At 60.6% G+C, this 20,008-nt stretch carries 17 protein-coding genes and 24 tRNA genes; 6 read left to right on the top strand and 35 right to left on the bottom strand.

Annotated elements, in window-relative coordinates; all coding sequences use genetic code 11:
• Positions 1 to 10: 10 nt before the first annotated feature.
• Positions 11 to 442 carry a hypothetical protein gene (locus tag ACPPVP_RS28410; RefSeq protein WP_426526586.1) on the bottom strand — a complete coding sequence of 144 codons (432 nt, stop codon included), beginning with the start codon at positions 440 to 442 and terminating at the stop codon, positions 11 to 13.
• A 276-nt stretch (positions 443 to 718) separates the two neighbouring features.
• On the opposite strand from ACPPVP_RS28410, the gene ACPPVP_RS28415 reads away from it, so the two are divergent.
• Both ACPPVP_RS28415 and ACPPVP_RS28420 read left to right on the top strand, forming a co-directional pair.
• Complete coding sequence (locus tag ACPPVP_RS28415; RefSeq protein WP_426526588.1) at positions 719 to 1,447, top strand: DUF4908 domain-containing protein; 729 nt, start codon at positions 719 to 721, stop codon at positions 1,445 to 1,447.
• A 256-nt stretch (positions 1,448 to 1,703) separates the two neighbouring features.
• On the top strand, positions 1,704 to 2,042 hold the full coding sequence (locus tag ACPPVP_RS28420; RefSeq protein ID WP_426526590.1) for a hypothetical protein: 339 nt from the start codon (positions 1,704 to 1,706) through the stop codon (positions 2,040 to 2,042).
• 153 nt (positions 2,043 to 2,195) lie between these two features.
• Here the strand turns inward: ACPPVP_RS28420 and ACPPVP_RS28425 are convergent, their stop codons facing one another.
• Positions 2,196 to 2,333: a hypothetical protein gene (locus tag ACPPVP_RS28425; protein WP_426526592.1), complete on the bottom strand. Its 138-nt coding sequence runs from the start codon at positions 2,331 to 2,333 to the stop codon at positions 2,196 to 2,198.
• On the opposite strand from ACPPVP_RS28425, the gene ACPPVP_RS28430 reads away from it, so the two are divergent.
• On the top strand, positions 2,332 to 3,963 hold the full coding sequence (locus ACPPVP_RS28430) for a caspase family protein (protein ID WP_426526594.1): 1,632 nt from the start codon (positions 2,332 to 2,334) through the stop codon (positions 3,961 to 3,963). The genes ACPPVP_RS28425 and ACPPVP_RS28430 overlap by 2 nt on opposite strands.
• Positions 3,964 to 4,174: 211 nt before the next feature.
• On the opposite strand, the gene ACPPVP_RS28435 is transcribed toward ACPPVP_RS28430, so the two are convergent.
• The 4 genes from ACPPVP_RS28435 to ACPPVP_RS28450 form a co-directional block, all read right to left on the bottom strand.
• On the bottom strand, positions 4,175 to 4,492 hold the full coding sequence (locus ACPPVP_RS28435) for a hypothetical protein (protein WP_426526596.1): 318 nt from the start codon (positions 4,490 to 4,492) through the stop codon (positions 4,175 to 4,177).
• A 223-nt stretch (positions 4,493 to 4,715) separates the two neighbouring features.
• Positions 4,716 to 5,510: a hypothetical protein gene (locus tag ACPPVP_RS28440; RefSeq protein ID WP_426526598.1), complete on the bottom strand. Its 795-nt coding sequence runs from the start codon at positions 5,508 to 5,510 to the stop codon at positions 4,716 to 4,718.
• Positions 5,511 to 5,534: 24 nt separating this feature from the next.
• Positions 5,535 to 6,752: a sigma-70 family RNA polymerase sigma factor gene (locus tag ACPPVP_RS28445; RefSeq protein WP_426526600.1), complete on the bottom strand. Its 1,218-nt coding sequence runs from the start codon at positions 6,750 to 6,752 to the stop codon at positions 5,535 to 5,537.
• Positions 6,753 to 7,576: 824 nt separating this feature from the next.
• The gene (locus tag ACPPVP_RS28450; protein ID WP_426526602.1) at positions 7,577 to 7,873 is read right to left on the bottom strand and encodes an HU family DNA-binding protein; all 297 of its coding nucleotides are present in this window, start codon (positions 7,871 to 7,873) and stop codon (positions 7,577 to 7,579) included.
• Between the two features lie 392 nt (positions 7,874 to 8,265).
• Between ACPPVP_RS28450 and ACPPVP_RS28455 the strand changes: the two genes are divergently transcribed.
• Positions 8,266 to 9,252 carry an LLM class flavin-dependent oxidoreductase gene (locus ACPPVP_RS28455; protein ID WP_426526604.1) on the top strand — a complete coding sequence of 329 codons (987 nt, stop codon included), beginning with the start codon at positions 8,266 to 8,268 and terminating at the stop codon, positions 9,250 to 9,252.
• 87 nt (positions 9,253 to 9,339) lie between these two features.
• Here ACPPVP_RS28455 and ACPPVP_RS28460 read toward each other — a convergent pair.
• The 10 genes from ACPPVP_RS28460 to ACPPVP_RS28505 all read right to left on the bottom strand — a co-directional run bounded on the left by ACPPVP_RS28460 (position 9,340) and on the right by ACPPVP_RS28505 (position 10,387).
• Positions 9,340 to 9,414, bottom strand: a tRNA-Trp gene (locus ACPPVP_RS28460).
• 3 nt (positions 9,415 to 9,417) lie between these two features.
• Positions 9,418 to 9,492, bottom strand: a tRNA-His gene (locus tag ACPPVP_RS28465).
• Positions 9,493 to 9,591: 99 nt separating this feature from the next.
• Positions 9,592 to 9,668 (bottom strand) — tRNA-Gln (locus ACPPVP_RS28470).
• Positions 9,669 to 9,687: 19 nt separating this feature from the next.
• Positions 9,688 to 9,764, bottom strand: a tRNA-Glu gene (locus ACPPVP_RS28475).
• Between the two features lies 1 nt (position 9,765).
• Positions 9,766 to 9,841, bottom strand: a tRNA-Gly gene (locus ACPPVP_RS28480).
• Between the two features lie 113 nt (positions 9,842 to 9,954).
• Positions 9,955 to 10,041, bottom strand: a tRNA-Ser gene (locus ACPPVP_RS28485).
• Positions 10,042 to 10,049: 8 nt separating this feature from the next.
• Positions 10,050 to 10,125: transfer RNA gene (locus ACPPVP_RS28490), tRNA-Arg, on the bottom strand.
• A gap of 4 nt (positions 10,126 to 10,129) precedes the next feature.
• Positions 10,130 to 10,204, bottom strand: a tRNA-Cys gene (locus ACPPVP_RS28495).
• Positions 10,205 to 10,228: 24 nt separating this feature from the next.
• A tRNA-Arg gene (locus ACPPVP_RS28500) sits at positions 10,229 to 10,305 on the bottom strand.
• Positions 10,306 to 10,312: 7 nt separating this feature from the next.
• Positions 10,313 to 10,387, bottom strand: a tRNA-Glu gene (locus ACPPVP_RS28505).
• A 254-nt stretch (positions 10,388 to 10,641) separates the two neighbouring features.
• Here ACPPVP_RS28505 and ACPPVP_RS28510 point away from each other — a divergent pair.
• A complete protein-coding gene (locus tag ACPPVP_RS28510; RefSeq protein ID WP_426526606.1) occupies positions 10,642 to 11,484 on the top strand; it encodes a hypothetical protein in 843 nt (280 codons plus the stop codon).
• Positions 11,485 to 11,606: 122 nt separating this feature from the next.
• Here ACPPVP_RS28510 and ACPPVP_RS28515 read toward each other — a convergent pair.
• The 17 genes from ACPPVP_RS28515 to ACPPVP_RS28595 form a co-directional block, all read right to left on the bottom strand.
• Positions 11,607 to 11,682 (bottom strand) — tRNA-Asn (locus ACPPVP_RS28515).
• Between the two features lie 82 nt (positions 11,683 to 11,764).
• Positions 11,765 to 11,840: transfer RNA gene (locus tag ACPPVP_RS28520), tRNA-Phe, on the bottom strand.
• A 4-nt stretch (positions 11,841 to 11,844) separates the two neighbouring features.
• Positions 11,845 to 11,918, bottom strand: a tRNA-Gly gene (locus tag ACPPVP_RS28525).
• Positions 11,919 to 11,927: 9 nt separating this feature from the next.
• Positions 11,928 to 12,012: transfer RNA gene (locus ACPPVP_RS28530), tRNA-Tyr, on the bottom strand.
• Between the two features lie 679 nt (positions 12,013 to 12,691).
• The gene (locus ACPPVP_RS28535; RefSeq protein WP_426526608.1) at positions 12,692 to 13,228 is read right to left on the bottom strand and encodes an HNH endonuclease; all 537 of its coding nucleotides are present in this window, start codon (positions 13,226 to 13,228) and stop codon (positions 12,692 to 12,694) included.
• 19 nt (positions 13,229 to 13,247) lie between these two features.
• Positions 13,248 to 13,322: transfer RNA gene (locus ACPPVP_RS28540), tRNA-Ile, on the bottom strand.
• 5 nt (positions 13,323 to 13,327) lie between these two features.
• A tRNA-Pro gene (locus ACPPVP_RS28545) sits at positions 13,328 to 13,405 on the bottom strand.
• A 4-nt stretch (positions 13,406 to 13,409) separates the two neighbouring features.
• Positions 13,410 to 13,484 (bottom strand) — tRNA-Asp (locus ACPPVP_RS28550).
• A 3-nt stretch (positions 13,485 to 13,487) separates the two neighbouring features.
• A tRNA-Leu gene (locus tag ACPPVP_RS28555) sits at positions 13,488 to 13,570 on the bottom strand.
• Between the two features lie 10 nt (positions 13,571 to 13,580).
• Positions 13,581 to 13,664: transfer RNA gene (locus ACPPVP_RS28560), tRNA-Lys, on the bottom strand.
• A gap of 71 nt (positions 13,665 to 13,735) precedes the next feature.
• Entirely contained in the window at positions 13,736 to 13,894 is a 159-nt protein-coding gene (locus ACPPVP_RS28565; protein WP_426526610.1) for a hypothetical protein, read from the bottom strand.
• A gap of 20 nt (positions 13,895 to 13,914) precedes the next feature.
• Positions 13,915 to 13,988 (bottom strand) — tRNA-Ile (locus ACPPVP_RS28570).
• A 7-nt stretch (positions 13,989 to 13,995) separates the two neighbouring features.
• A tRNA-Val gene (locus ACPPVP_RS28575) sits at positions 13,996 to 14,071 on the bottom strand.
• A 4-nt stretch (positions 14,072 to 14,075) separates the two neighbouring features.
• Positions 14,076 to 14,150 (bottom strand) — tRNA-Val (locus ACPPVP_RS28580).
• 46 nt (positions 14,151 to 14,196) lie between these two features.
• Positions 14,197 to 14,273 (bottom strand) — tRNA-Leu (locus ACPPVP_RS28585).
• 4 nt (positions 14,274 to 14,277) lie between these two features.
• A tRNA-Ala gene (locus tag ACPPVP_RS28590) sits at positions 14,278 to 14,353 on the bottom strand.
• A gap of 291 nt (positions 14,354 to 14,644) precedes the next feature.
• Positions 14,645 to 14,845, bottom strand: a complete 201-nt coding sequence (locus tag ACPPVP_RS28595) for a hypothetical protein (RefSeq protein WP_426526612.1) — start codon at positions 14,843 to 14,845, stop codon at positions 14,645 to 14,647.
• Positions 14,846 to 16,038: 1,193 nt separating this feature from the next.
• Here ACPPVP_RS28595 and ACPPVP_RS28600 point away from each other — a divergent pair.
• Positions 16,039 to 16,398, top strand: coding sequence for a hypothetical protein (locus ACPPVP_RS28600; RefSeq protein ID WP_426526614.1), 360 nt, complete (start codon positions 16,039 to 16,041; stop codon positions 16,396 to 16,398).
• Positions 16,399 to 16,463: 65 nt separating this feature from the next.
• Here the strand turns inward: ACPPVP_RS28600 and ACPPVP_RS28605 are convergent, their stop codons facing one another.
• Together ACPPVP_RS28605 and ACPPVP_RS28610 are read right to left on the bottom strand one after the other, a co-directional pair.
• Positions 16,464 to 18,941, bottom strand: coding sequence for a two-component system VirA-like sensor kinase (locus ACPPVP_RS28605; RefSeq protein ID WP_426526616.1), 2,478 nt, complete (start codon positions 18,939 to 18,941; stop codon positions 16,464 to 16,466).
• Entirely contained in the window at positions 18,938 to 19,987 is a 1,050-nt protein-coding gene (locus tag ACPPVP_RS28610; RefSeq protein ID WP_426526618.1) for a cytochrome-c peroxidase, read from the bottom strand. The genes ACPPVP_RS28605 and ACPPVP_RS28610 overlap by 4 nt, the downstream gene beginning before the upstream one ends.
• Positions 19,988 to 20,008 lie beyond the last annotated feature (21 nt).

The raw sequence follows: 20,008 nt of genomic DNA on the forward strand, positions 1-20,008 counted from the left end.
TCCAGGGCGCTCACAAATTGTTCTGCAAATATTCGAACACGTAGTCGACGTCGTTGCTCGAATTGAAATTGACCTCGTAGTCGATCGTGCCATCCTTGAGCACAACCGTGCGCTGCGGTCCAAAACTACACGTCAGGCTTTTGATCTTCTGTTTGACGGCTTCCTTGCCGGCCTCGGAGCCACAGACGCGCCACATGGCTTCGAGAGCCACCTTGCAGTAACCGTAGGCGCTGTAGGTCTTCCGATCCTCCGGCGTCGGCGGCTTCAACCAGTTAAACTTCGCCGTGAGACTGTTGCCGCACCGCTCGTTGGTGGAGCTGACCTCTCCCGCAAGATATTTCTCTTGTTCGGCGAAATACTCCTTGTCCTTCAGCGATTGCGCAAACGCGACCGAGGAGAAGATCGAGAGCGCGACGACGGCGACACCGGTCCGGATATTCATAGCGGATAACTCCAAATTAGATGTTCATGCGCGCATGCCGTGCGGGCACGGCGTCCGGCCATTGCGGCGGACCCAGGGATAGACGGACAGCGGCCGTGATTTTCCCGCGCCATCGCCAGCACCTCGGTCCATCTTGATCGAAACATTTTGAAAAATGAATGCGTCGCGTCCAACATGCGTGTCGGCCGCAAAAACTCCGCATTTGCTTCTCACTTCTCCCTGCGCTTATCAGCGATACCGCATCCCGCGGATTGTCGTGATGCTGTGAGGTATGCCATGTCCGGACGTTTCCGAATGATCGCCGTCGGCGCCGCCCTCACCTTGATCATCGGCAATGGCGACCTCGCCGCGCAAAGCGGGCCGCCGCTTCGCATCGGGCATTACAGCACCGGCAGCGGATTGATCGGCTTTGTGATCGACCGCATGGGAATGCCGATCAAGCTGCGCTTCGACGGCTCCGACGAAATCCTGGCCTTGACCGCCGAGCAGGCTCCATACAATTCGATGACGCTCAAGCGCGACGACGGCGTCTCGGTTCTTCGGATCTACGAAACGGGCCGCATCCTGGTATTCAGCGACAAATTGTCCGGCGGTTCGGCTGACGCGTATCGCGACCAGGAAGCCGAGCCGCTCGTGGTCAAGAAGGCAACGAAAGAGCAGGCCGAGACCGAGGCGGAGTCGCTCGGGCGCAGTCTCGGGCGCGCGGGCGCCCCGGCGCTCGCGATCTCGCTCGACGCCCCGCGCCTTTCCGCCGACGCCGCCGCATGGTCGGCGATGGCGGACGCCATCGCCGTCACCGGAAAAACCCTGGCCGAGATGCTCACCTCGCCGATCGCACGCGAGATCATCGCGGTGAAACTGCGGCGCGTCGTCATCCGCGACGCCGACCAGGTCGACGTCAGGCTGGCGGGCGACACCCTGATCGTAGAGGTCGAAGCCAGGGAAGCGATCACAGGCCGGCCCTCCTCGGCGCGCCTCAAGTCTGCGATCGGCGATCTCCTGTAGCTAAATCTTTATCCGGGGCGGGGCGCGAATTTACAGCAGCCGGCGCGGAGAAAAATGCTCACCGGTCCGTCTCTCTATCTTGATGTGGTGGCGATGGCCGCGGGCCGTCTCAAATGTCACCGCAATATGGTGCACTGTTGTCAAGAAAGAGAGGAATCCAATGTCGGGTCTTTTAACTGGGATCGTTTTGCTCGCGCTCGGCGCCCTAGCGGCCGCCTCGAGCATCGTCGCGAGGCGTCCGGACGCGAAGGTGTATATGGAACTGATGATACCTTACCAGGGATGGTTCGGATTCATAACCTGCCTGTGGGGCACCTGGACCATCATCAATGCGATCATCAACCTGAACTGGTTCGGCTACGTGCCGGTCTGGTGGTTGACCTACCTCGCGACCGGCGTGCTCATCGCATCGCTCGGCCTGCTGCTCGGCTATGCGTTGCTGACGAAGTTCATTTTCAGCCACAATGCTCAAGCGGCTCAGCGCGGCGAGCAGATTCGCGCTGCCATTGTCCCCTATCAGACCGTGCTCGGCTATGCCGCGATCGCCCTCGGCCTATGGACGATCGTGGCTACGTTTCTCTATCGTATCGTCTAGCTGGAACCTGATCCGGAAAATGCCTGCCCGCACTTGATGCGGGCGGGAGACCGTCTCACTTAGCTAACAAACACGAACCGCGTTTGCGCGGAGACCACGCTCAAAGAGCGCGATGACGAAGTTCTCGTCCATCCGCCGATCCACAGATACACATCATCCGGCCATAAAACTCACCACAATGACTTGGCGGATAATGGCGCTCAACCGCCGAACAGCTTGGCCAACCGGATGAAACAGCCGCTCCATGAGCCCGCCAAGAGCATCGAAGAGAGCATCGACGAGAGCATCCATGTCGAAGACAAACTTGTGCCTCGCGATCCTCGCGCTGGGCATCGCGATAAGTTTCGCCACGACCGCTCACGCGGAGAAGCGCGTTGCCCTGCTGGTCGGCAATAACGCCTATCAGAACGTTCCCCGGCTGCAGACCGCCGTCAACGACGCGCGTGCGGTCGGCACCGCACTGCGCGGGCTCGGCTTCTCGGTGATTCTCGCCGAGAACCAGTCGCGCCGTGCCATGAGCGAGGCCCTGCTCGCTTTCGACAAGGCGATCGAGCCGGGCGACATCGCGCTGTTCTTCTTCGCTGGGCACGGCTTCGAGATCCGCGGCCAGAATTACCTGCTGCCGACGGACATCCCGGAGGTCCGCGAAGGACAGGAGGAGCTGATCCGCGATTCCGCGTTTCCAGCCGACCGGATCATCGACCGGCTGCAGGGGCGCGGCGCCCGCACGACGGTGCTCGTGCTCGACGCCTGCCGCAACAATCCGTTCGAGCGGCCGGGCGGGCGCGGGCTCAGGGGCAGCGGCGGGCTCGCCATGATGACGCCGGCCGAGGGCGTTTTCATCATGTTCTCCGCTGGCGCCAGGCAGACCGCGCTCGACCGGCTGTCCACCAACGATCGCGCTTCAAACTCCGTGTTCACGCGAAACCTGGTCCGCCGGCTGGCGGAGCCGGATTTAACGCTGGTGCAGATTGCCAAGCGCCTGCAAATCGAAGTCCGGCAGTTGGCGGCGAGCGTCGGCGGCGACCAAACGCCGGCCTACTATGACCAGGTCGTCGGCGAGATCGTACTCAACTCAAGCGGAAACACCACGCCCGCCGGCCCGCCGCCACCACAGACCGCGGCCCTGCTCTCCGACGTCGACAAGCGCGCCGCCGAGGCCGTGCCGGCTCCTTCGGTCGATCCTGCAATCGCCGAACTCGACGCGCTGGCGGCCGCGAAGAGCTGGAGCGAACTCCGCGGCCACCTGACAACGGTGAGGCCGACGGCGCGCGACGCACACTGGGCTTCGCTGGCCGAACAAGCCGCGATCGGCGAATTAACTCCCCTTGTAACGTCGACCCGTCCGTTTGGCGATCGGCTTGCGACGCTCGAGCACTATGCCACGACGTTTCAGATCCTGAACGACAACCCCAAGTTCCTGGCCCTGCGCGGGTCGATCGTGCTGTCGGCGTTCGGCGAGTGCCTTGAGGAGGGTTACGGGGCAGTGCTCGCCGACTGTCGCCGGGGACTGGAGGGGTTCGTGCGCACAACGCCCCAGAGCGTCGGCACAGCGCGCGCCGACCTTGCGCGTGGTGCCGCCCATCTCGTCGGGCGCAAGCTCAACCGCTCGGCCGCCGTACCGTTTTTCGCCATCGCGATCGAGGCGCCGGCCGAAGCGAATGTGGCGGCCTGTATGGATCCAGATCTTACGGACGCCGTCATTGCCGCACTCGGCCGGCCTCCCGACTGGGACGAGGCCAAGGCAGCAGAAGCACTCACGGAAGCCTGCTGGAGCGCACTCGGCACTGCGATCGTGGCGCAGGTCGCACGCGAGACTGGCGACAGCTACTACCTTGGCAACGCCTGCCCGATACTGCTGCGGCGCGACGCTTTAACGGGACTGCGCGCGGCCCGCTGCCGGGAAATCAAATCGCGATAGGCAAGGTAGTCGCCCCGGAGCGCCATGAATTCAGGTTTAAATCTCATCGCGCTCCGGTTTCTTGTTTGCGCATGATCCTTCTCGGAAAACCAGTGTCCGCCCATCGGGTCGTGGCTCGATGGGCGGCGCAGGTTCTTCGCCTTGACGTGAGCCTCCTGAGAAGAAAGACTCCGACAGATGGACGCCCAGCCTTGCTTCCCGCGCGGCTACATCAGAACGAGCAGCCGAAGCTTTGCAGCGAGGCCTTCATCGCGTCCGTCGTCTGCTTGCAGCTCTGCTCCATGGTCGACTTCGCTGATGGGTTCTTGGCCATATCAAGCCACGCCTTGCGCGTCTGGTCGAGCTGTGCCTTGTAGGTCGCGCGCTGCGCCTCCGGAAGCTTCGACGTCACGCAAACATCGTATTTTTGCAGGAAGTCGTCGCAGGCGGCGATGCCGGTGCTCTGCGCACGTGCAGGCCCGGCTACCGCAAACGTGAGCAGAGCAGCACCTGCCACATGCAAGAGCAGCAACGCTCTGCGCGTGCTCAAGTCTGATCCGATCGCAGCCTTCGTCGTTGTATAACGCATTATCTCTTGCTCCTTTGCGGCATGAGAGTTTGATTGCCAACATTAGAGCAGACGGACAGGCTCTCACTTTTTTGGTCTGTCGCCAGCCATCGCGATGCCTCGTTCGACCAGTCCTGACGACTGGACCGCAACGCTCCGCCCGCAACCGAGATGCGGCCCTGACGACTTAAGCATCGCGTTGAGGTCAGTTCGATCCTGCGGAAGCGGGGCGCTCATGCTTGCCGGCCCCTACCGGCTTCGGCCCGCATGGATCATCGTTTTTGCTGGGCGCCTCGCCTGGACGTTCGGCCCCCGGCCCGGTCACGCGCGTTTCAGTACGGCGATCATTCCCGATGTTATCGGGTGTCGACTTCCTGGCCTGTTCGTTCGCGTCCACGCACGACTGAGAATCTTTCTTCCTGGTCGGACTGGACGGAGCCACCACGATGGCGCGGCTGAGTGTGTCACCTGCGTCGTCCTGCTTGACCGCGATCGCTGCGCGGTCTCCAGCCATCTTCAAAACAGTCGGGACCGCGATCAGAGCCAGGACGGCGAGAGCGAAGCCGGACCACGCTATCGAACGCCGGTACCAAGTAACCGGAGTGACCGCCACCGCCGAAACCCGCTGATGGTTCTGTTCCGACGCCGCAAGAACGCCGGCCGCTCGCGCCATCAAGCCCGCCGGAGCTGTCGCAGGCTGCGCCTGGATTTCGTCCAGCAACGCCGCCGCGGCAGCCAACTCCGCGCGGGCCACCGGGTCGTTGGCAAGTCTTGCGGCGACAGCATCCCACTCTGCCCGCGACAGGGAACCGTCGAGAAACGCGGCGATCTGAGCGTTGTCGATCTCGCCCCATTGACCTGCAACGGAACCCTGCCCCAAACCCTCGGAAATGGTCCGCGACAGTTGCGCGCGAAGCACCTCAAGCGTTTGTAGCCGGTCGGAGCGGCCGTCGTCCTCGTCGAGGGCAGACGCCGGTTCGTGACTGAGGCGTTCAATCATCGGACAGGGTTCCAGTACCCATGTTTAGACGGACATATCGGAATTATTTTCCAATTGCACCGTAATTTCTTTCAACCACTTTTGGGTACGTTGCTTCAAACGATAGACCTCCTCGACCGGACAACCCATCAGCCTCGCGATGCCGCGTGCCGGCAACGGCTCATTCGCCGAGAATACGATCTGAAGGTACAATCGTTCATCGGTCGGAAGCTTCTCCGCAGCCGCATTAACGGCGGCGACGAGAGCTGCGCGATGCTGTTCCTCCTCAAAGAGCAGCAAACGGTCCTCAGGCGTTGGCGACGAATCCGCGATCGAGAGACCCCCACCCTCGCCAAGCAGTGCATCGAGCGAGACGGCCTCGGCGGCTGGCGACGCGCGTTCCAGTCTTGCGATACCGGCAACTCGCGCGACCGATTCGGCGATATCAGCGACTGTTGGATCTTGCGCCAGCCTGCCGCGCAGTGCGGCGGCGAGCCGATCGGCGTCCACCGGACAACCCTCCCACACCACAGCTGAATAAATCGCCTGGTCGAGTGGCGCCGAACGGGCAATTGCCGCCGGCATACGCCGTCGCGGCGTTTCACGCCGCACCAGATCGATCAAGATGCGATCGACCACGGTCAGAATATAGCCGGCGAAGCTGCCACGGCCTCCGTATGAGCGAATGCGATGGAAATCGTTCTCGATCAGCTTGAGGCAAACTTCTTGATACGCGTCCTCGCGACCGGCCCTGCCGAGTTTGCCTGGCAATTGTCTGCCAATCCGGCTTCGAATGTCGGTCCCGAAGTAACGCGAGAATCGCTCCCATGCCTCGTGCGGGGTCTTGCTGAATTGCCCCGCCAGCTGGTCGGCGAGAACATCGCGGGCGACAAGCGACAAATATGTCGTAAGCCGTGAGCGTCCGTCGAACCCCCGCAGCCGTGCATGATCGTCAGCCTTCAGCGATGCGACGATGTGAAGGAATGCAGCCTCCGCGTCGGCTCCATCGCCTGCCAGCTTCACGACGATCGACCACAGCGTCGTCGAGACGTGTTCGAGAAATCTGCTGGCCGCGCCAGCCTCGCCGGAGAGGACAGCATTGACGAGCGCGCGCTCGAAGTTGCCGCTTAGCGGCGGCGCAATCTGCATCTCGGAAGGGGCTGGTCTATTGGCGACCGGATCGGCACTGTCGGCATCGGTGTCGTGTGGCTTGGCCTTTTTCAGGACCAACAGATTCTGGACCAACAGGCTGCGCGACCACATGACTTCTCCCCTGACAAACAGTCGACCCACCGACCGACAGTTGAACAGCCAGAGACTGCGGCCTTCCCACGTTGGCCTTTTTCGCCGCCAAACAACTGGTTTTGTCCGTAAAACAACTGGTGTCCTAATCTGGCGAGATTATGAATTGCAACACATGCGGCGGGCGCCGCAATTGCGTAATGAGCGATGTACGGCGCTAACCCGAGCGCACCACTTGCTGTGCAAGCGACATCTGTTCGTCGTGCCTGCCCTGACATCGCACCAATTTTGCCACAACTGCGCACGCGCAAATAGCACAAGCCGCGTTGCGTCGATTGCCGAGTCTCCGCCCCCCTTTGAAATTGCAGAGTTATCGCAGTCGGCGTCAGCAGCAATGAGCGCGCGACATCGGGATCACGCTTCCAAGGCTCGATACGAATGGGATCTTAACTTTTATGATTGCACTCCATGAGTGCGCCGGCCACCTGGTGTGGCCGACGCATCACGGTCAGAAAAAATCAACAATCGCCCTCGCATCAGTTGAATACTGCGCATTGGCTGATTCATGACGGGCTTCAGCGGTCACGAACTCGATGATGGTTCGCAAGACGCTAACATTCTCGTCGGAGAAGAACGGCCGGAATCTTATCCGGTACCGATTCTCTCTCCCCATGCCCGACGCGCCGGCTGCATCTGGGTTGAGAGGCGGCGCGCTTCTTCAGACAGATTTCCTCTTGCTCGTCAGCCAATCCCGACGGCATTACCAGGCAGGCGCGCTTCCTCAAGCTGGGATGGAAGCACCCGCAGTTCTGGCGAACGAACAGGCCTCAACCAACCCCTCCGCTTCAAACAGCGTCTTTGGCAACCTTCAGAGGTGACGCCTTGACCGACTTGCTGGCTGGCTTGGCCGCGAACTCCATGGGCTCTTTGGTAAAAGGATTTATACCGCTGCGAGCTTCAGTGGCGGGCTTGTTCACGACCGACATTTTGGCGAAACCGGGAATGACGAACTCGCCGGATTCATTCAGCTCCTTATAGCCTACCGTCGCCATATGCTCGATGACGGCCTTTACGTCTGCTTTGGAAACCTGCGTTCCTTCTGCAATTGCATCAATCAACTGATTCTTGGTCATCTTGGCCATGATGGATTCCCTTGTGAAGGCTCAGAACAGTTTTGAAGCGCATGAGCTACCGGCGTACGTCACTCTGCATAAAAGGCGACAAGCCACGCAGTTCGCTTCTCGTTCATACCTGTGATCATGAAGTCACCGGGCTTAAAACCTATCAAGGCCCAAAACGCAAGGAGCAGTTCGGCGTACCAGAGGCGGCCGTTGGCGCGGCGACGCGCCCGGTGCTGATTGCAGTCGGCCCTGTCGGCCAAATGCGTACCGGATTCAACAGGTTGACCCACATGGCGACAGTGTCCATATGGCACACAAGAATCGAATGAAGCCTGCCGTTTCGGACAAGCTTGGACGCGGGCAAGTATCTCTGGCAGCGTCATCCACACCAAAGGTTTCGTTCGGGAGTTCCTATGACGACACTTTCTATCCTCGATCTCGTCCGCGTCACTGAAGGCACCGATGCCCGCGGCGCGCTCGATAACGCCCGCGATATCGCGGTTCATGCCGAGGCTTGGGGCTATCGTCGCATTTGGGTGGCAGAGCATCACAACATGCCCGGCATCGCGAGCGCCGCGACGTCGGTTGTGATCGGTCATATCGCAGCGGGCACAAAAACGATCCGCGTCGGCGCGGGCGGCATCATGCTTCCCAACCATGCTCCCTACGTCATCGCCGAACAGTTCGGAACGCTGGCGCGCCTGTTTCCGGGCCGCATTGATCTCGGGCTCGGCCGTGCACCGGGCACCGACCAGCTTACACTGCGCGCGTTGCGCCGTACGCCCGAAGCGGCCGAAAACTTCCCGCAGGACGTTCTCGAAGTGCAGGCCTTTCTGGCTCCAGCCGGTCCCAATCAGCGCATCCAGGCGGTGCCGGCGGCGGGAACGGAAGTGCCGTTGTGGATTCTCGGATCGAGTAATTTTGGCGCGATGCTGGCGGCTGAACTCGGGCTTCCCTATGCCTTCGCCTCGCATTTCGCGCCTGAGCTGCTGATCCCCGCGCTGCAGATCTACCGCAGCCGCTTCAAGCCGTCCGAGCAGCTTGACCGTCCCTACGCGATGGTAGGCGTCAACATCATCGCCGCCGGCAGCGATGATGAGGCACGCAGGCTGGCGACGACCCAGCAGATGTCCTTCACGAACATCTTCCGCGGCGCGCGGGGCCTGAGCCGGCCACCGATCGACGACATTGAGAGCTACTGGTCACCTGCGGAAAAAGCGCAGGCGATGAGCATGCTCGCGCGCTCCATCGCTGGCTCGCCCGATACGGTTCGTTCGGGCATCGATGCGCTCGTTGCGGAAACAGGCGCCGACGAACTCATGATCGTGTCCGATGTCTACGATCACGCAGCTCGACTGCGCTCTTTCGAACTTATCGCCGGCGCCGCACGTATCGCCTGAAAGCAAGATGGTGGAACGCAAGTTCTTGCCGCAGCAACGCCGCGCGCTGCACACCTGAGAGCGGGCCGCCAAGGCACGAAAAGAAATTGGCACCGGCTGACTGAATCGAACAGTCGACATCGGGTTTTGGAGGCCCGCGTTCTGCCACTGAACTAAACCGGTATCTGGTCCTGACTGGGAGAATCGAACTCCGCGTCTCCCGGTCCACAACCGAGCGTCCTGCCATTGAACGAAATCAGGAGAGATTGAATGGCGAAATGGTCGCGGGTACGGGGGTCGAACCCGCCACTCCAGCCTTATGAGAGCCGGCTCCTTCCCTGCCGAGGCCCCGCGAGAAATTGGCAAGCGCGGCAGGACTCGAACCTGCGATAACCGGGATCAAAATCCGGCGCCTTGGCCAGCTTGGCGACGCGCCCAAGAACTTGTCCTGCAATTTGGTCCTGCCAACGGGAGTTCAACCCGCGAAGTCCAGCGTTGAAAGCGCCGTACCCTTAGCACCAGGCGATGGCAGGTTGGCGCGGGCGGCCGGGATCGAACCGAACACCTCCTGTTTGGAAGACAGGCACGCAGCCCACTACGCCACGCCCGCAAGAATGGAACAGCCGCAATGCACGAGGAAGGCGCCGCTGCAGCGTTCGCCAGCGCTATCCGTCTTGAAAGAACCGGTCGATCGCGATGGGGTCGCCCACCGGGTTCGCGTGATGGCGGAGAGTACAGGGATCGAACCTGTGCGTCCCGAAGGACTCGACGCGTTAGCACCGCGTTGCCTTACCGCTCGGCCAACTCTCCAATTCAAATGGCGCGCTCGACTGGACTCGAACCAGCATAGGGCCGTTTAGAAGACGGCTGACCATCCAGTTGGTCCACGAGCGCGTACTGGAAGCCCCGGCCGGTGCTGCCCCGGCTCATGGCGGTTTTGCAGACCGCCGCGTTCCTGTTTCGCCACGGGGCTAAAGTGGCAACGCGTACCGATGATTGGCCTTCCCGGCAGGACTCGAACCTGCATACCTTCGCGTTCGTAGCGCGCTGCTCATCCAGTTGAGCTACGGGAAGAAGAATATGGCACTGCCAGCGGGACTCGAACCCGCGTCGACCGGCTGAGAACCGGGCGTCCTTGCCGCTAGACGATGGCAGCATGTTGATTCTTTCGCCGTCAAAGGAGGTAGCGAAAATTAAGGCGCGGACTCATGAATCAGATGTTCTGATGCAAGGTCGCGATGCCCGTCTTTCCCTTGGAAGCAGACATTGACACAGCCTGCCGGAAATATCCGGATGGGGGCCAATACCGGACGATGTGCTGCAATCGCTCAAGCTTTATCAGTTGTGTAGATACACTTTTACGCGTTAGGCGTTAGACAAGGCCCGCGCGGATAGGTGGCTGAACGAGCGATGTTCGACGACAGTACGACAATCAAGATTGTACTAGCGCTCGGAGCGGTGGGTTTTTGGGCACTATTTTTGTTTGGCTTTGGCCCTAGACGACGGCGGCCAGATTTATCCTTCAGTGGGTCCGATAAGTGGTCAACAGAAAACTTTGGCGTCTGGTGGATGGCAAGGGCCTTGGTGATTCTTGTGATCGCAGTTGCCGGTGTTGGATTTGCCTTCGGCGGGAAAGGGAGTTCCCAAGGTTCACAGGTTCTCTTTATCTTTTCTGGCGTAATGGCCTTTGGCGCGTACCTTCGTGGAAAAAGTAGCTGTGAGCTTCCCGCGCGGTTCGAGGGCGAGAGGCATGAAGCAACTGAAACAGGCAGCCTCATGCGCAAGAGCGATCTATCGTCGGCTTGGACGTTTTTTTACAAGTTTGTACTCCCGGCTCTCTGGATACCAGGCTTTGGATCAGGAACCGTCACCCTTTGGTTGGATGCTCTTCACGGTAGAAACGACGCATTGCCGTCCTCGGCAATGAAGTTCGTGTTTCTCGGCGTCTGGATCGTAGGATCAGCATTGATTTTGTGGAGCTGCGCCGGACTAAAGCGAGTGCGCGCAGACGAACAACAGCTCTTTGTCTCGAACTACCTTCGAGAAATCTGCATCCCTTTCAGCGCCGTTCGAGACGTGAAACAAAATCGTTGGCTGAATATCCGCCCAATCACAATCTATTTTGGGGACGTCACTGAGTTCGGTGACCGAGCAACCTTCATGCCCAAACGGCGAATTGCCGTTCGATTTTGGCGTGTAGACCCGGTCGTCGACGAGTTGAAGCAATTGGCGGGATTGCTGCCCGATCTGTGAGGCGTGCTCTGCTACATGCCTGCAATGGGTCAATGGCATGCATCGGCCTCAATCCGTTGAACGGTCCGCTATTGGCCGAACAGCTGACATTCGACCGATCGCCGGAATCGGAAGTGGTGCATTGGCTCCCGCCGCACGATTCGAACGTGCCTTCCTCCGTTAACAGCGGAGCGCCCTCACCGAGATGGCTCGACGGGAATGAGATGGTGGAGCAACGGAGAGTCGAACTCCGGACGTCGATCTTGCAAGGATCAACTGCAGCCCGCTGCCTGCCCCGAAATGGTGCCCAGCGCCAGATTCGAACTGGCCTCCTGCGCTCTTCAAGCGCGTGCAATCACCAGATTTGCTAACTGGGCTAGATGGCGCGGACGTCGGTAATCGAAACCGATTCTCCTGAGTGGCACTCAGGTGCTCGACCTTCCAGCTACGTCCGCAATGATGCGTGGTGGGCAACCCTGGAATCGAACCAGGCAGGCACAAAGGCGCGGGCTTTACAGGCCCGCTCAGTCCCCAGACTTGGCGTTACCCAGATTGATTGGGATGCGCGCTTCGAACGCACGTCTCGTAATTATGAGCCACGCCGGAGGCCGGGTAGCCGCTCCGGTCATCCCGCGAAATGGTGCCGAGGTTTGCAAACTCCTCAGCAGCGCCGGCGTACGTCCGGCCTGGCGCGATCGTTGATGGCGGAGAGCCGAGGACATGAGCCTCACACCTTGCGGTGCCATCGGTGTTCGAAGCCGTGCCGGCGCGCCTGTCCGGTTGACTCTCCAAGATTGGGATGACGCCTCTTCGAATCGTCATCCCAATCTGCCTTTTTGTTTGAGCATGATCTCCGCGCAAACGCGTTCTGCGTTTGTCGCGAGGGAAAACCGGTGTCTCCTTTTCCGGATCATGCTCCAAGGTGGCGGACAGCGGAGGCCCTGATCCCCAGCGCCGAAGCGCCCACTCGATTTCCAATCGAGGCCGGCGGCGCGCCGGTTCACTGTCCAAATCGCGGAGTGACGGCGGGCTTGCACCGCAACGCCTCGCGGCGCCCGTCTGTTTTCAAGGCAGCGCCGGCACGCTTGTCCGGTTCGTCATCCAGGGCATCAATTTTGGCGGCCACGATAGGACTCGAACCTACATCCTCGACCTTCGGAGGGTCGTGCTCATCCAGTTGAGCTACGTGGCGATGGACGCCGGCGGCCAAAACTTGCCGGCGGCGCCGTTACTTCTCGAGTTCGACGTCCCAGTACAGATAGTCGCGCCAGGTCTCGTGCAGAAAGTTCGGCGGAAACAGACGCTGGGCGGCCATGAGATCGTGCTGCGTCGGCGCGAACGGCTTCCGCAGCGGCCTGAGGTGGAAGCGGTCCTTGCGCGTGTTGCAAGGGCTGCAGGCCGCTACGATGTTCGTCCAGGACGTCTGACCGCCGTCCGCGCGCGGCAGGACGTGATCGAACGTCAGTTCGCCGCGGAGGTGCTGGTCGCCGCAATACTGGCAACGGAAGCGATCGCGGAGAAAGACATTGAACCGGGTGAAGGCTACGCGAGCCGGCGGCCGCACATACGCGCGTAGCGCGATGACCGACGGCAGCCGCATCACCGTCGACGGGCTGCGTACGAGCTGGTCGTATTCGGCGACGACGACGTGCGATCCCTTCACCACCGCCTTGACGGCGTCCTCCCAGTTAAACAGCGACAACGGAAAATAGCTGAGCGGCTGGAAGTCAGCGTTGAGGACAAGGGTTGGGTTTGCTGCGAACATTGCCCTCTCCTCTCTTTGGTGGTGGGCGCCACCGGATTTGAACCGATACGTGGACTGTTATGAGCAGCCGGCTCTACCGTTGAGCTAGACGCCCGAAGATGGTCAGGATGGCAGGATTTGAACCTGCGGTCTCACGCGCCCGAGGCGTGCGCTTTAGCCGGGCTAAGCTACATCCTGGAATTGGCGCCCATGACGAGGATCGAACTCGCCTTCCCGGATCGACAGTCCGGTCCCTTCGCCAGATGGGGACATGGGCAATTGGTGCGCTCGGCCGGGATCGAACCGGCATGGTCTCCCACCGCCCTCTCAAGACGCCGCGTCTACCAGTTTCGCCACGAGCGCGAATTTGATTTGGAGGACCTGGTCGGACTCGAACCGACGATGCTTTCGCGACGGATTAAGAATCCGCTCCCTTGGCCGCTGGGGGCACAGGTCCGTGATGGAGGATCCGGGTGGTTTCGAACCACGTGCGCACGGGTTAAAAGTCCGCTCCATCTCCATTCAGGTTTAACGCTCCGGATCCATCGCCTCGATGGGTGCGGCGGCCAGCCGCGCCGGTTTGGCGTGGCGCGCCACGATGGCGTCGCTCCTGGCCTTTGCTCGGGCAAGCGCGGCCTGGCTCTCGGCGGAGAGGCGATGCACGCCGGCCGGCAAGTTCTCGGTCATGGTGATCTCCTATGTTGAGTTGGTCCTCCCGTGATGAATCGAACATCCGTCGATCGCTTATCAAGCGATTGCTCTGCCACTGAGCTACGAGAGGGAATTGATGGTGCGTCCGGCAGGCTCTGCCCCTGCTGCCTCCGCCGTGTCACAGCGGCGCTCTCCTGAATGAGCTACGGACGCGAGTTGGTACGCGCTGACCGGATCGAACGGCCGACATCCTGTATGTAAGACAGGCGCTCTACCGCTGAGCTAAGCGCGTGTTGAACAACGGATCCGCCGGGCAGGAGCCGCGGCAGAATTGCAATTGGTGCTCCACGACGGATTCGAACCGCCACCGCACGGAGTCTAAGTCCGTCGCCTCTACCAGTTGGGCTAGTGGAGCAAAATGGTGCCACCGGTGCGGATCGAGCGCACGGCCTCGTCCTTGCCAGGAACGTGGTCTTCCGACTGAGCTACGGTGGCGATGGTGGCCGCGAGGGTGGTCGACTCCCTGACCTCCGCGTTACGAGGGCGACGCTCTACGCTGAGCTACGCGGGCATGGTTGGTTGCCGGCGGAGAGGATCGAACGCCCGATCCTAGCTTTGCCACGCCGGCAAGAAAATTCACAAACGGCCGGGACCAACCCGGCCAAATACGTTCGCTGCCTGAAACCACCGTTTGCCGCCCCACCGAAGGGGACCAGTACCGGATCAGCGGGCCATCTTATGTCCTTGCAGGGACGGCCATCCTGAATTCAAAAACGCTTCACGTCATCACGCGACCTCACAGCGCCCGTGGTTGTCCGCGGGCTGGGCTCGGTTGATGTAGTCGAGATAAATCTGGCGGGCTTCGGCCTCGGAGATCCCTCGGCGCGCCACAACGGTGCGCACGAAGGCGAGTACGACCGGCGAGGAGAAAATCCTCTCGCGGGTACGGCTTTCGAGTCCTGTCTTGGTGGTGGTCTTGCGGGCCATGTTGCCCTCCGCCTGATTGGCAGAGGGTGGATTCCCGCTGCCTGTTACGCTCTACCTGCTATCCTGATGGTTCCGAGATTTTCGGACTTCGTCAGATAGCTTGGACCTTGTTCCGTCACGGACATGCGCGACCAATCGCACGGCCGAATAAACGGCAGCGCGGCGGCGGCTTTCGCGACGATATGTGAGCGTAATCGCAACACGGTTCGGTCCTTACAGAGCGCCGGCGAGTTTGACGGCGTTTCGTGGGGCAGCGGTATGCACAGAGATTTGCGAATCCGTCAAGAGCAGTCGACAAACTATTTTGCAGCGAGCGCTCCGCCGCTGGCAGCGTTAACGAAAGTTTTTCGCAGCTAATCTGTTCCAATGACACAGCTATTCAGTCGATCGAGCGATGTCGGCGGCGTGAAGATCGAAGGCCAACGATTTGAGGCTATCTTCGTTCTGACTCACGAGGGATCGCCATTTTCCGAGCGGCTCGGCCTGAGCTTTCATGCTCAATGATACAGGCTTCTGCCCCACGCGTCGCATCGAGCAACTGGTAACGCCTCTTCATTCGCGCCGAGTTGAACGAATGTGAAGCTCATGTCCCTTTTAACTTCCGTTGGCCACGCCATTTCCCGTTCGGGAGCCAAACGTTCAGGGAATCTCATGTGTATGGAGAAACTGAATGACTACGATCAGACTTCTGTCAGCTGGACTAATCGCTACGGCCGCATTCATAGCCCCGGCTATGGCTCGGCAGCACCACGTAACTCCGCGGCATCACGCGGAAGGCATCGACGCCGGCGACCCGCAAGGCGTTCGCTACAACGACGGGACTTTCTGTATTCCCGCTCCTCGCGTGGGTGCATTTGCGACACAGCCCTGGGACAAGGCGCCGCCCTGCGAACCAACGATGGGATACGACCCGGGCGAGCCGCGCCAGGCTTTCTGATGACTGCCAGGCAGTGAAACTCGCCTGACGTCCGCGCGTAGCGCTTGAGACAACAGACATCGAACATGCCGGGCTGGCGGACAGCCGCCAGTCCGGCGTCTCTACGTGCGGTACGGCGACAAACCATTACAATCGTAACGCATTATTCGAGACGAGTGATGCTGACGTAATAGACCAGCTTCATATTGCCCCGGACCTGACCGGAGCGTTCCACGAGCATGCTCCCTCTGGAATCCAGAAAGATCCGGGTGCGCTAATGATGATTTCGGACGTTGTCTACGATCTCTTCGCGGTCTTCAATGCTTTCCGCCTCGCTTGCTATCTGCAACAGATCTATCAGATCGCGCGTGATACCACCGGCGTTCGGGCAATTTCCTATCCGATCTGGACGCTCTGGACCGCGGCGAACAGTTCGACGGCCATCTACTCCCTCACACACCCTGGAAACATCACACTGGCATGGATCTATGGGCTTAACGCGCTGTGTTGCACCGTGGTAATGGCGCTAACGGCGTTCAAGCAACGCCAATATCATGCGCGGATTGGGCAGATCCCAGCGGGATATCCAAATGTATTTGATTACGCTTCGGCCTGCCAGCGACATGGTACGACCTGAACGGATGCCGCTTTGCCGCTGAAATCGAGCGGCCAGGCGAACTCTCATCAGCGGCACCTGCAATTTCAACCGTAGCTGTAGCTGCCGCTTGCTAAAGACGCCGCCAGACACCGCGATAGTGCGCCGGCAAGCTCCCCCGAGACGAACGGGTGATGGACAAGTTCGGTTATTCCAGAATCCACCAACAGGGGTGCTTCCAATTCCGCGGTCGACGGCGCCGCCAGAATGATCGGTAGCGTCGGCACGGCATCATGCAACGCTGCCGCGAGATCCAGGGCGACGCCTCCGGGCAGGTGACACACCAGTGCCACATCAAAACGCGCCCGCGCCGTGCGACAGGCGGCTACAGCATCGGCGCTTGTTGTGAAGCCGACCGGCTCGTAGCCGAGCGCCGCCAGAATTTCCTCATGTCGCAACAGACGTCTGCGATCCGTCTCGAGCACAAGCACCGTCTCGCCCGCACCGCGAAGCGCTAGCTCCGGCGCGTGTTGAACCGATATCGGGTCATCGAACCTGGCGGATGGCAGCCAGACGTCAAAGCGCGTTCCGGCGCCAACAGCGCTTTGCACGTCGACCGCCCCGCCATGGTCTTCGACGATCTCACGGACCGTTGCCAGTCCAAGACCGTTGCCGTCGGCGCGCGTGGTGAAGAACGGCTCGAATATCCGCTCGACCGTTGCGTCATCCATGCCCGTCCCCGGATCGGAAACCGAAACAATCACAAATCGGCCGGGACCTACCTCGCCTCGCCCGACGCGCACGGGCTGCGCAATTTCTCGCGCATCGATGCAAAGCTCGATCACGCCGGGCTCATTCATTGCCTGCGCTGCGTTGTTGCAGAGATTCAAAATGACCTGCTGCAATTGCGCCGGCTCGGCCCAGACAGCCGTCGTTTGAGTTTTCTCGCTCACGGCGAATGTGACATGCGAGGGCAACGAGGCGGCTAGCAATGCTCGCGTTTCCGCAACCAGTGCCCTGACGCACAGCCGCTCCCGCCTGCCCTCGCCGCGGCGGCCAAACGTCAAAATCTGACCGACGAGTTCCCGCGCCCTTTCGCCGGCACGACGAATTTCCGCAAGGCTGGCAGCAGGGCCGCCAATCGACCTGAGGCGGGCGTCGGCTATTTCCGTATAGCCGAGGATCGCACCCACGATATTGTTGAAATTGTGCGCGATGCCGCTTGCGAAGGTGCCGATCGTCTCCATCCGCCGCGCCTGTTGCAGCTTCACCTGCAGCCGCTCCTTCTCCTGTTCCAGCTTCACGCGATTGACGGCGTTGGCGATGGCGTCAAACGCCATGCGGAACAGCGGGAAGTCGGCCCACGGGATGAGATCACCGGCCCGCACAACATCGAAACCGAGGATCGCGACCCGCTCTCCGCCCAAGGCCGGGATGCACAGCCAACCGCGAACCCCTGCATCCGCGAGCAGGTTCATCGTACCATGCCCGTGAGCCGGCCTGACCTTGGGAATGCAAATGATGCCGTTTTCATCGCGGTCAAAGCGCGACACCGACTTTAGCGCGAGCTCCGGCCAGCCCTGCGGAAACCCGACACCCTCGCGGGCCCATCGGCAACTTTTCGCTGTGCTCACGAAATACGCGCGGTCCGCGCCGATACATTCGGCCAATTGCTGGAGCGCGCTCTCGACGTGGCCTGCGATGTCATCGGGACGCGAATTGATAAAGCGCGTCGAGATCCTGGCGGTCACATGCTCAAAAGCTGCGCGGCGACGCAAGGCCATGGCCCCCGCATGCAGTTGTACTGCGAAATACACCAGCCCGGCCAGCAGCAGCAACGATGTGGCGTACAACAAAAGGCGGCTTCTGCGGGCCAAAGTCCGTGCATCGAGTTGACGTTTCGTGATCGACGCCAGAATCGCGTCCTGCTCGCGATTGTTAGCCTCGGCGATCAACGATTTCAGGATGGCATCTACCCCGGGAAGAACGTCATGCAACATTCGCCCGTGGCCAAGAATTGCGCGGATCGAATCAGCTTCACCGGGCGAACTTTGCAGGCGCGACAACCCTTCCAGCTTCGCTTCGACCTCGCCCGCGGCTGTTGCAGACGTATCGAGTGTGAGGTGCAGCATCGCAGCCCCCAACGCTGAAGCAGCTACGACAACCGCCTTGTCATCTGAAGCCGCAAGCCGGGCGCCGAACAGACCAAAATAGGCAAAAGAGTTCTGCAGTAACGCGTTCTTGGTTTTGAACTGCTCGATCAGCTCCTGGTGCCGGCGCACGCGCGCAGCCAGAATCTCGACGGCGGCACCTGCCTTGAGATCCGAAGCGGTGGCTTCGCGCAATCGGGCCAGCGCATCATCATACGCGTCCGCTAACTGCACGAGTCCATCATAGTTTCGCGACAAGCCGGCGCGCGCGGTCAGCACTTCCCGGCTGATCCCACGTTCGAACCTGGTGAAATCGGCAAGTGCCTTTAGCTCGCGATCGAATCCGGTCGAATTCACGTTCAGGCTACTCCACAGTAGCCAGGTCAGCAGCGCGAGCAGGCACAATGCGCCAACCGTCGCGAGGGAAACCTTCATGGCGCGGCTCCGACTGGCTTGCCGCGATAATTACCGGTCAGGCTATGGAGAAAGGCGACGATCGCCGTCACCTGCGGATCCGTCAGCAGCGTGTTCAACTGGGCCTTGCCCATTTTACGTACTGCATCATCGAGCGTCGGTGCACTGCCGTCGTGGAAATAGGGTGGCGTCGTCGCGACGTTACGCAAACTTGGTACGCGCAGAATTGCAGGATCTGGCGATGCCAAAGGATGGAATATGCCGTGGCGCTGGAACAGATTGCCGCCAATATTTACGCCCTGATGGCAGGAGACGCAGCCCAGGGATTTGAACAGACCGTATCCGTCCAGCTCGTTCGTCGAGAGCGCGGTGGTGTCGCCGGCGAGCCAGCGATCGAAACGACTTCCTGGTGTCACCAGCGTTCGCTGAAAACTTGCGACGGCGTCGATGATATTGTCCGCATCCGGGGCGCGGCCATAGACCGCCAGGAACTTGTTGCGCAGTTCAGAATCGGCGTCGATTTTTTCGGCGACCTCGGAAGGGCTGCTGGCCATGATCTTTGGGTTTCGCAGCGAAGATCTGATGTCCGACTCGGCGCTACGGTATTTTCCTTCCCAGCCGAACCGGAAGCTGAGCGCCGCATTGAAGACGGTAAGCGTGTTCAACGGCAGCTCCGTGCCGTCGGGACCGACGTCGCGTCGCCTCGGGCTCGCGCCGTTTGTACTGAGATCGTGGCAAGACGAGCAGCTGCGCGAATTATCATGCGACAGGCGGCGATCGTCGAACAAGCGTTCCCCGAGCTTGACCTTCAGCGGATCGGTCGTGGGCGGGCTCGATATGGCAGTGATGGGCTCGTCGGTGCCACCAGATGCAGGCGCCGGTCCGGAAGCCTGCGCCGACGAAAGCTGCAAGCAACCCAATACGACGGTAAAGACCGCAATTGTTCGCCGCCAACGCACGCTGCGAACAATTCCGGTCTCACCAAGTCGGGGCAATTGCCGCAAAGACGTTACGCAAAACATATCGCCCAATATGTGGGCTGAACGGTAATATTCTGCAGTTTTCAAGAATTCTTGATCGAGGCGGAA

The sequence above is a fragment of the Bradyrhizobium sp. McL0615 genome (genome assembly GCF_049993905.1).
Taxonomy (GTDB): domain Bacteria; phylum Pseudomonadota; class Alphaproteobacteria; order Rhizobiales; family Xanthobacteraceae; genus Bradyrhizobium.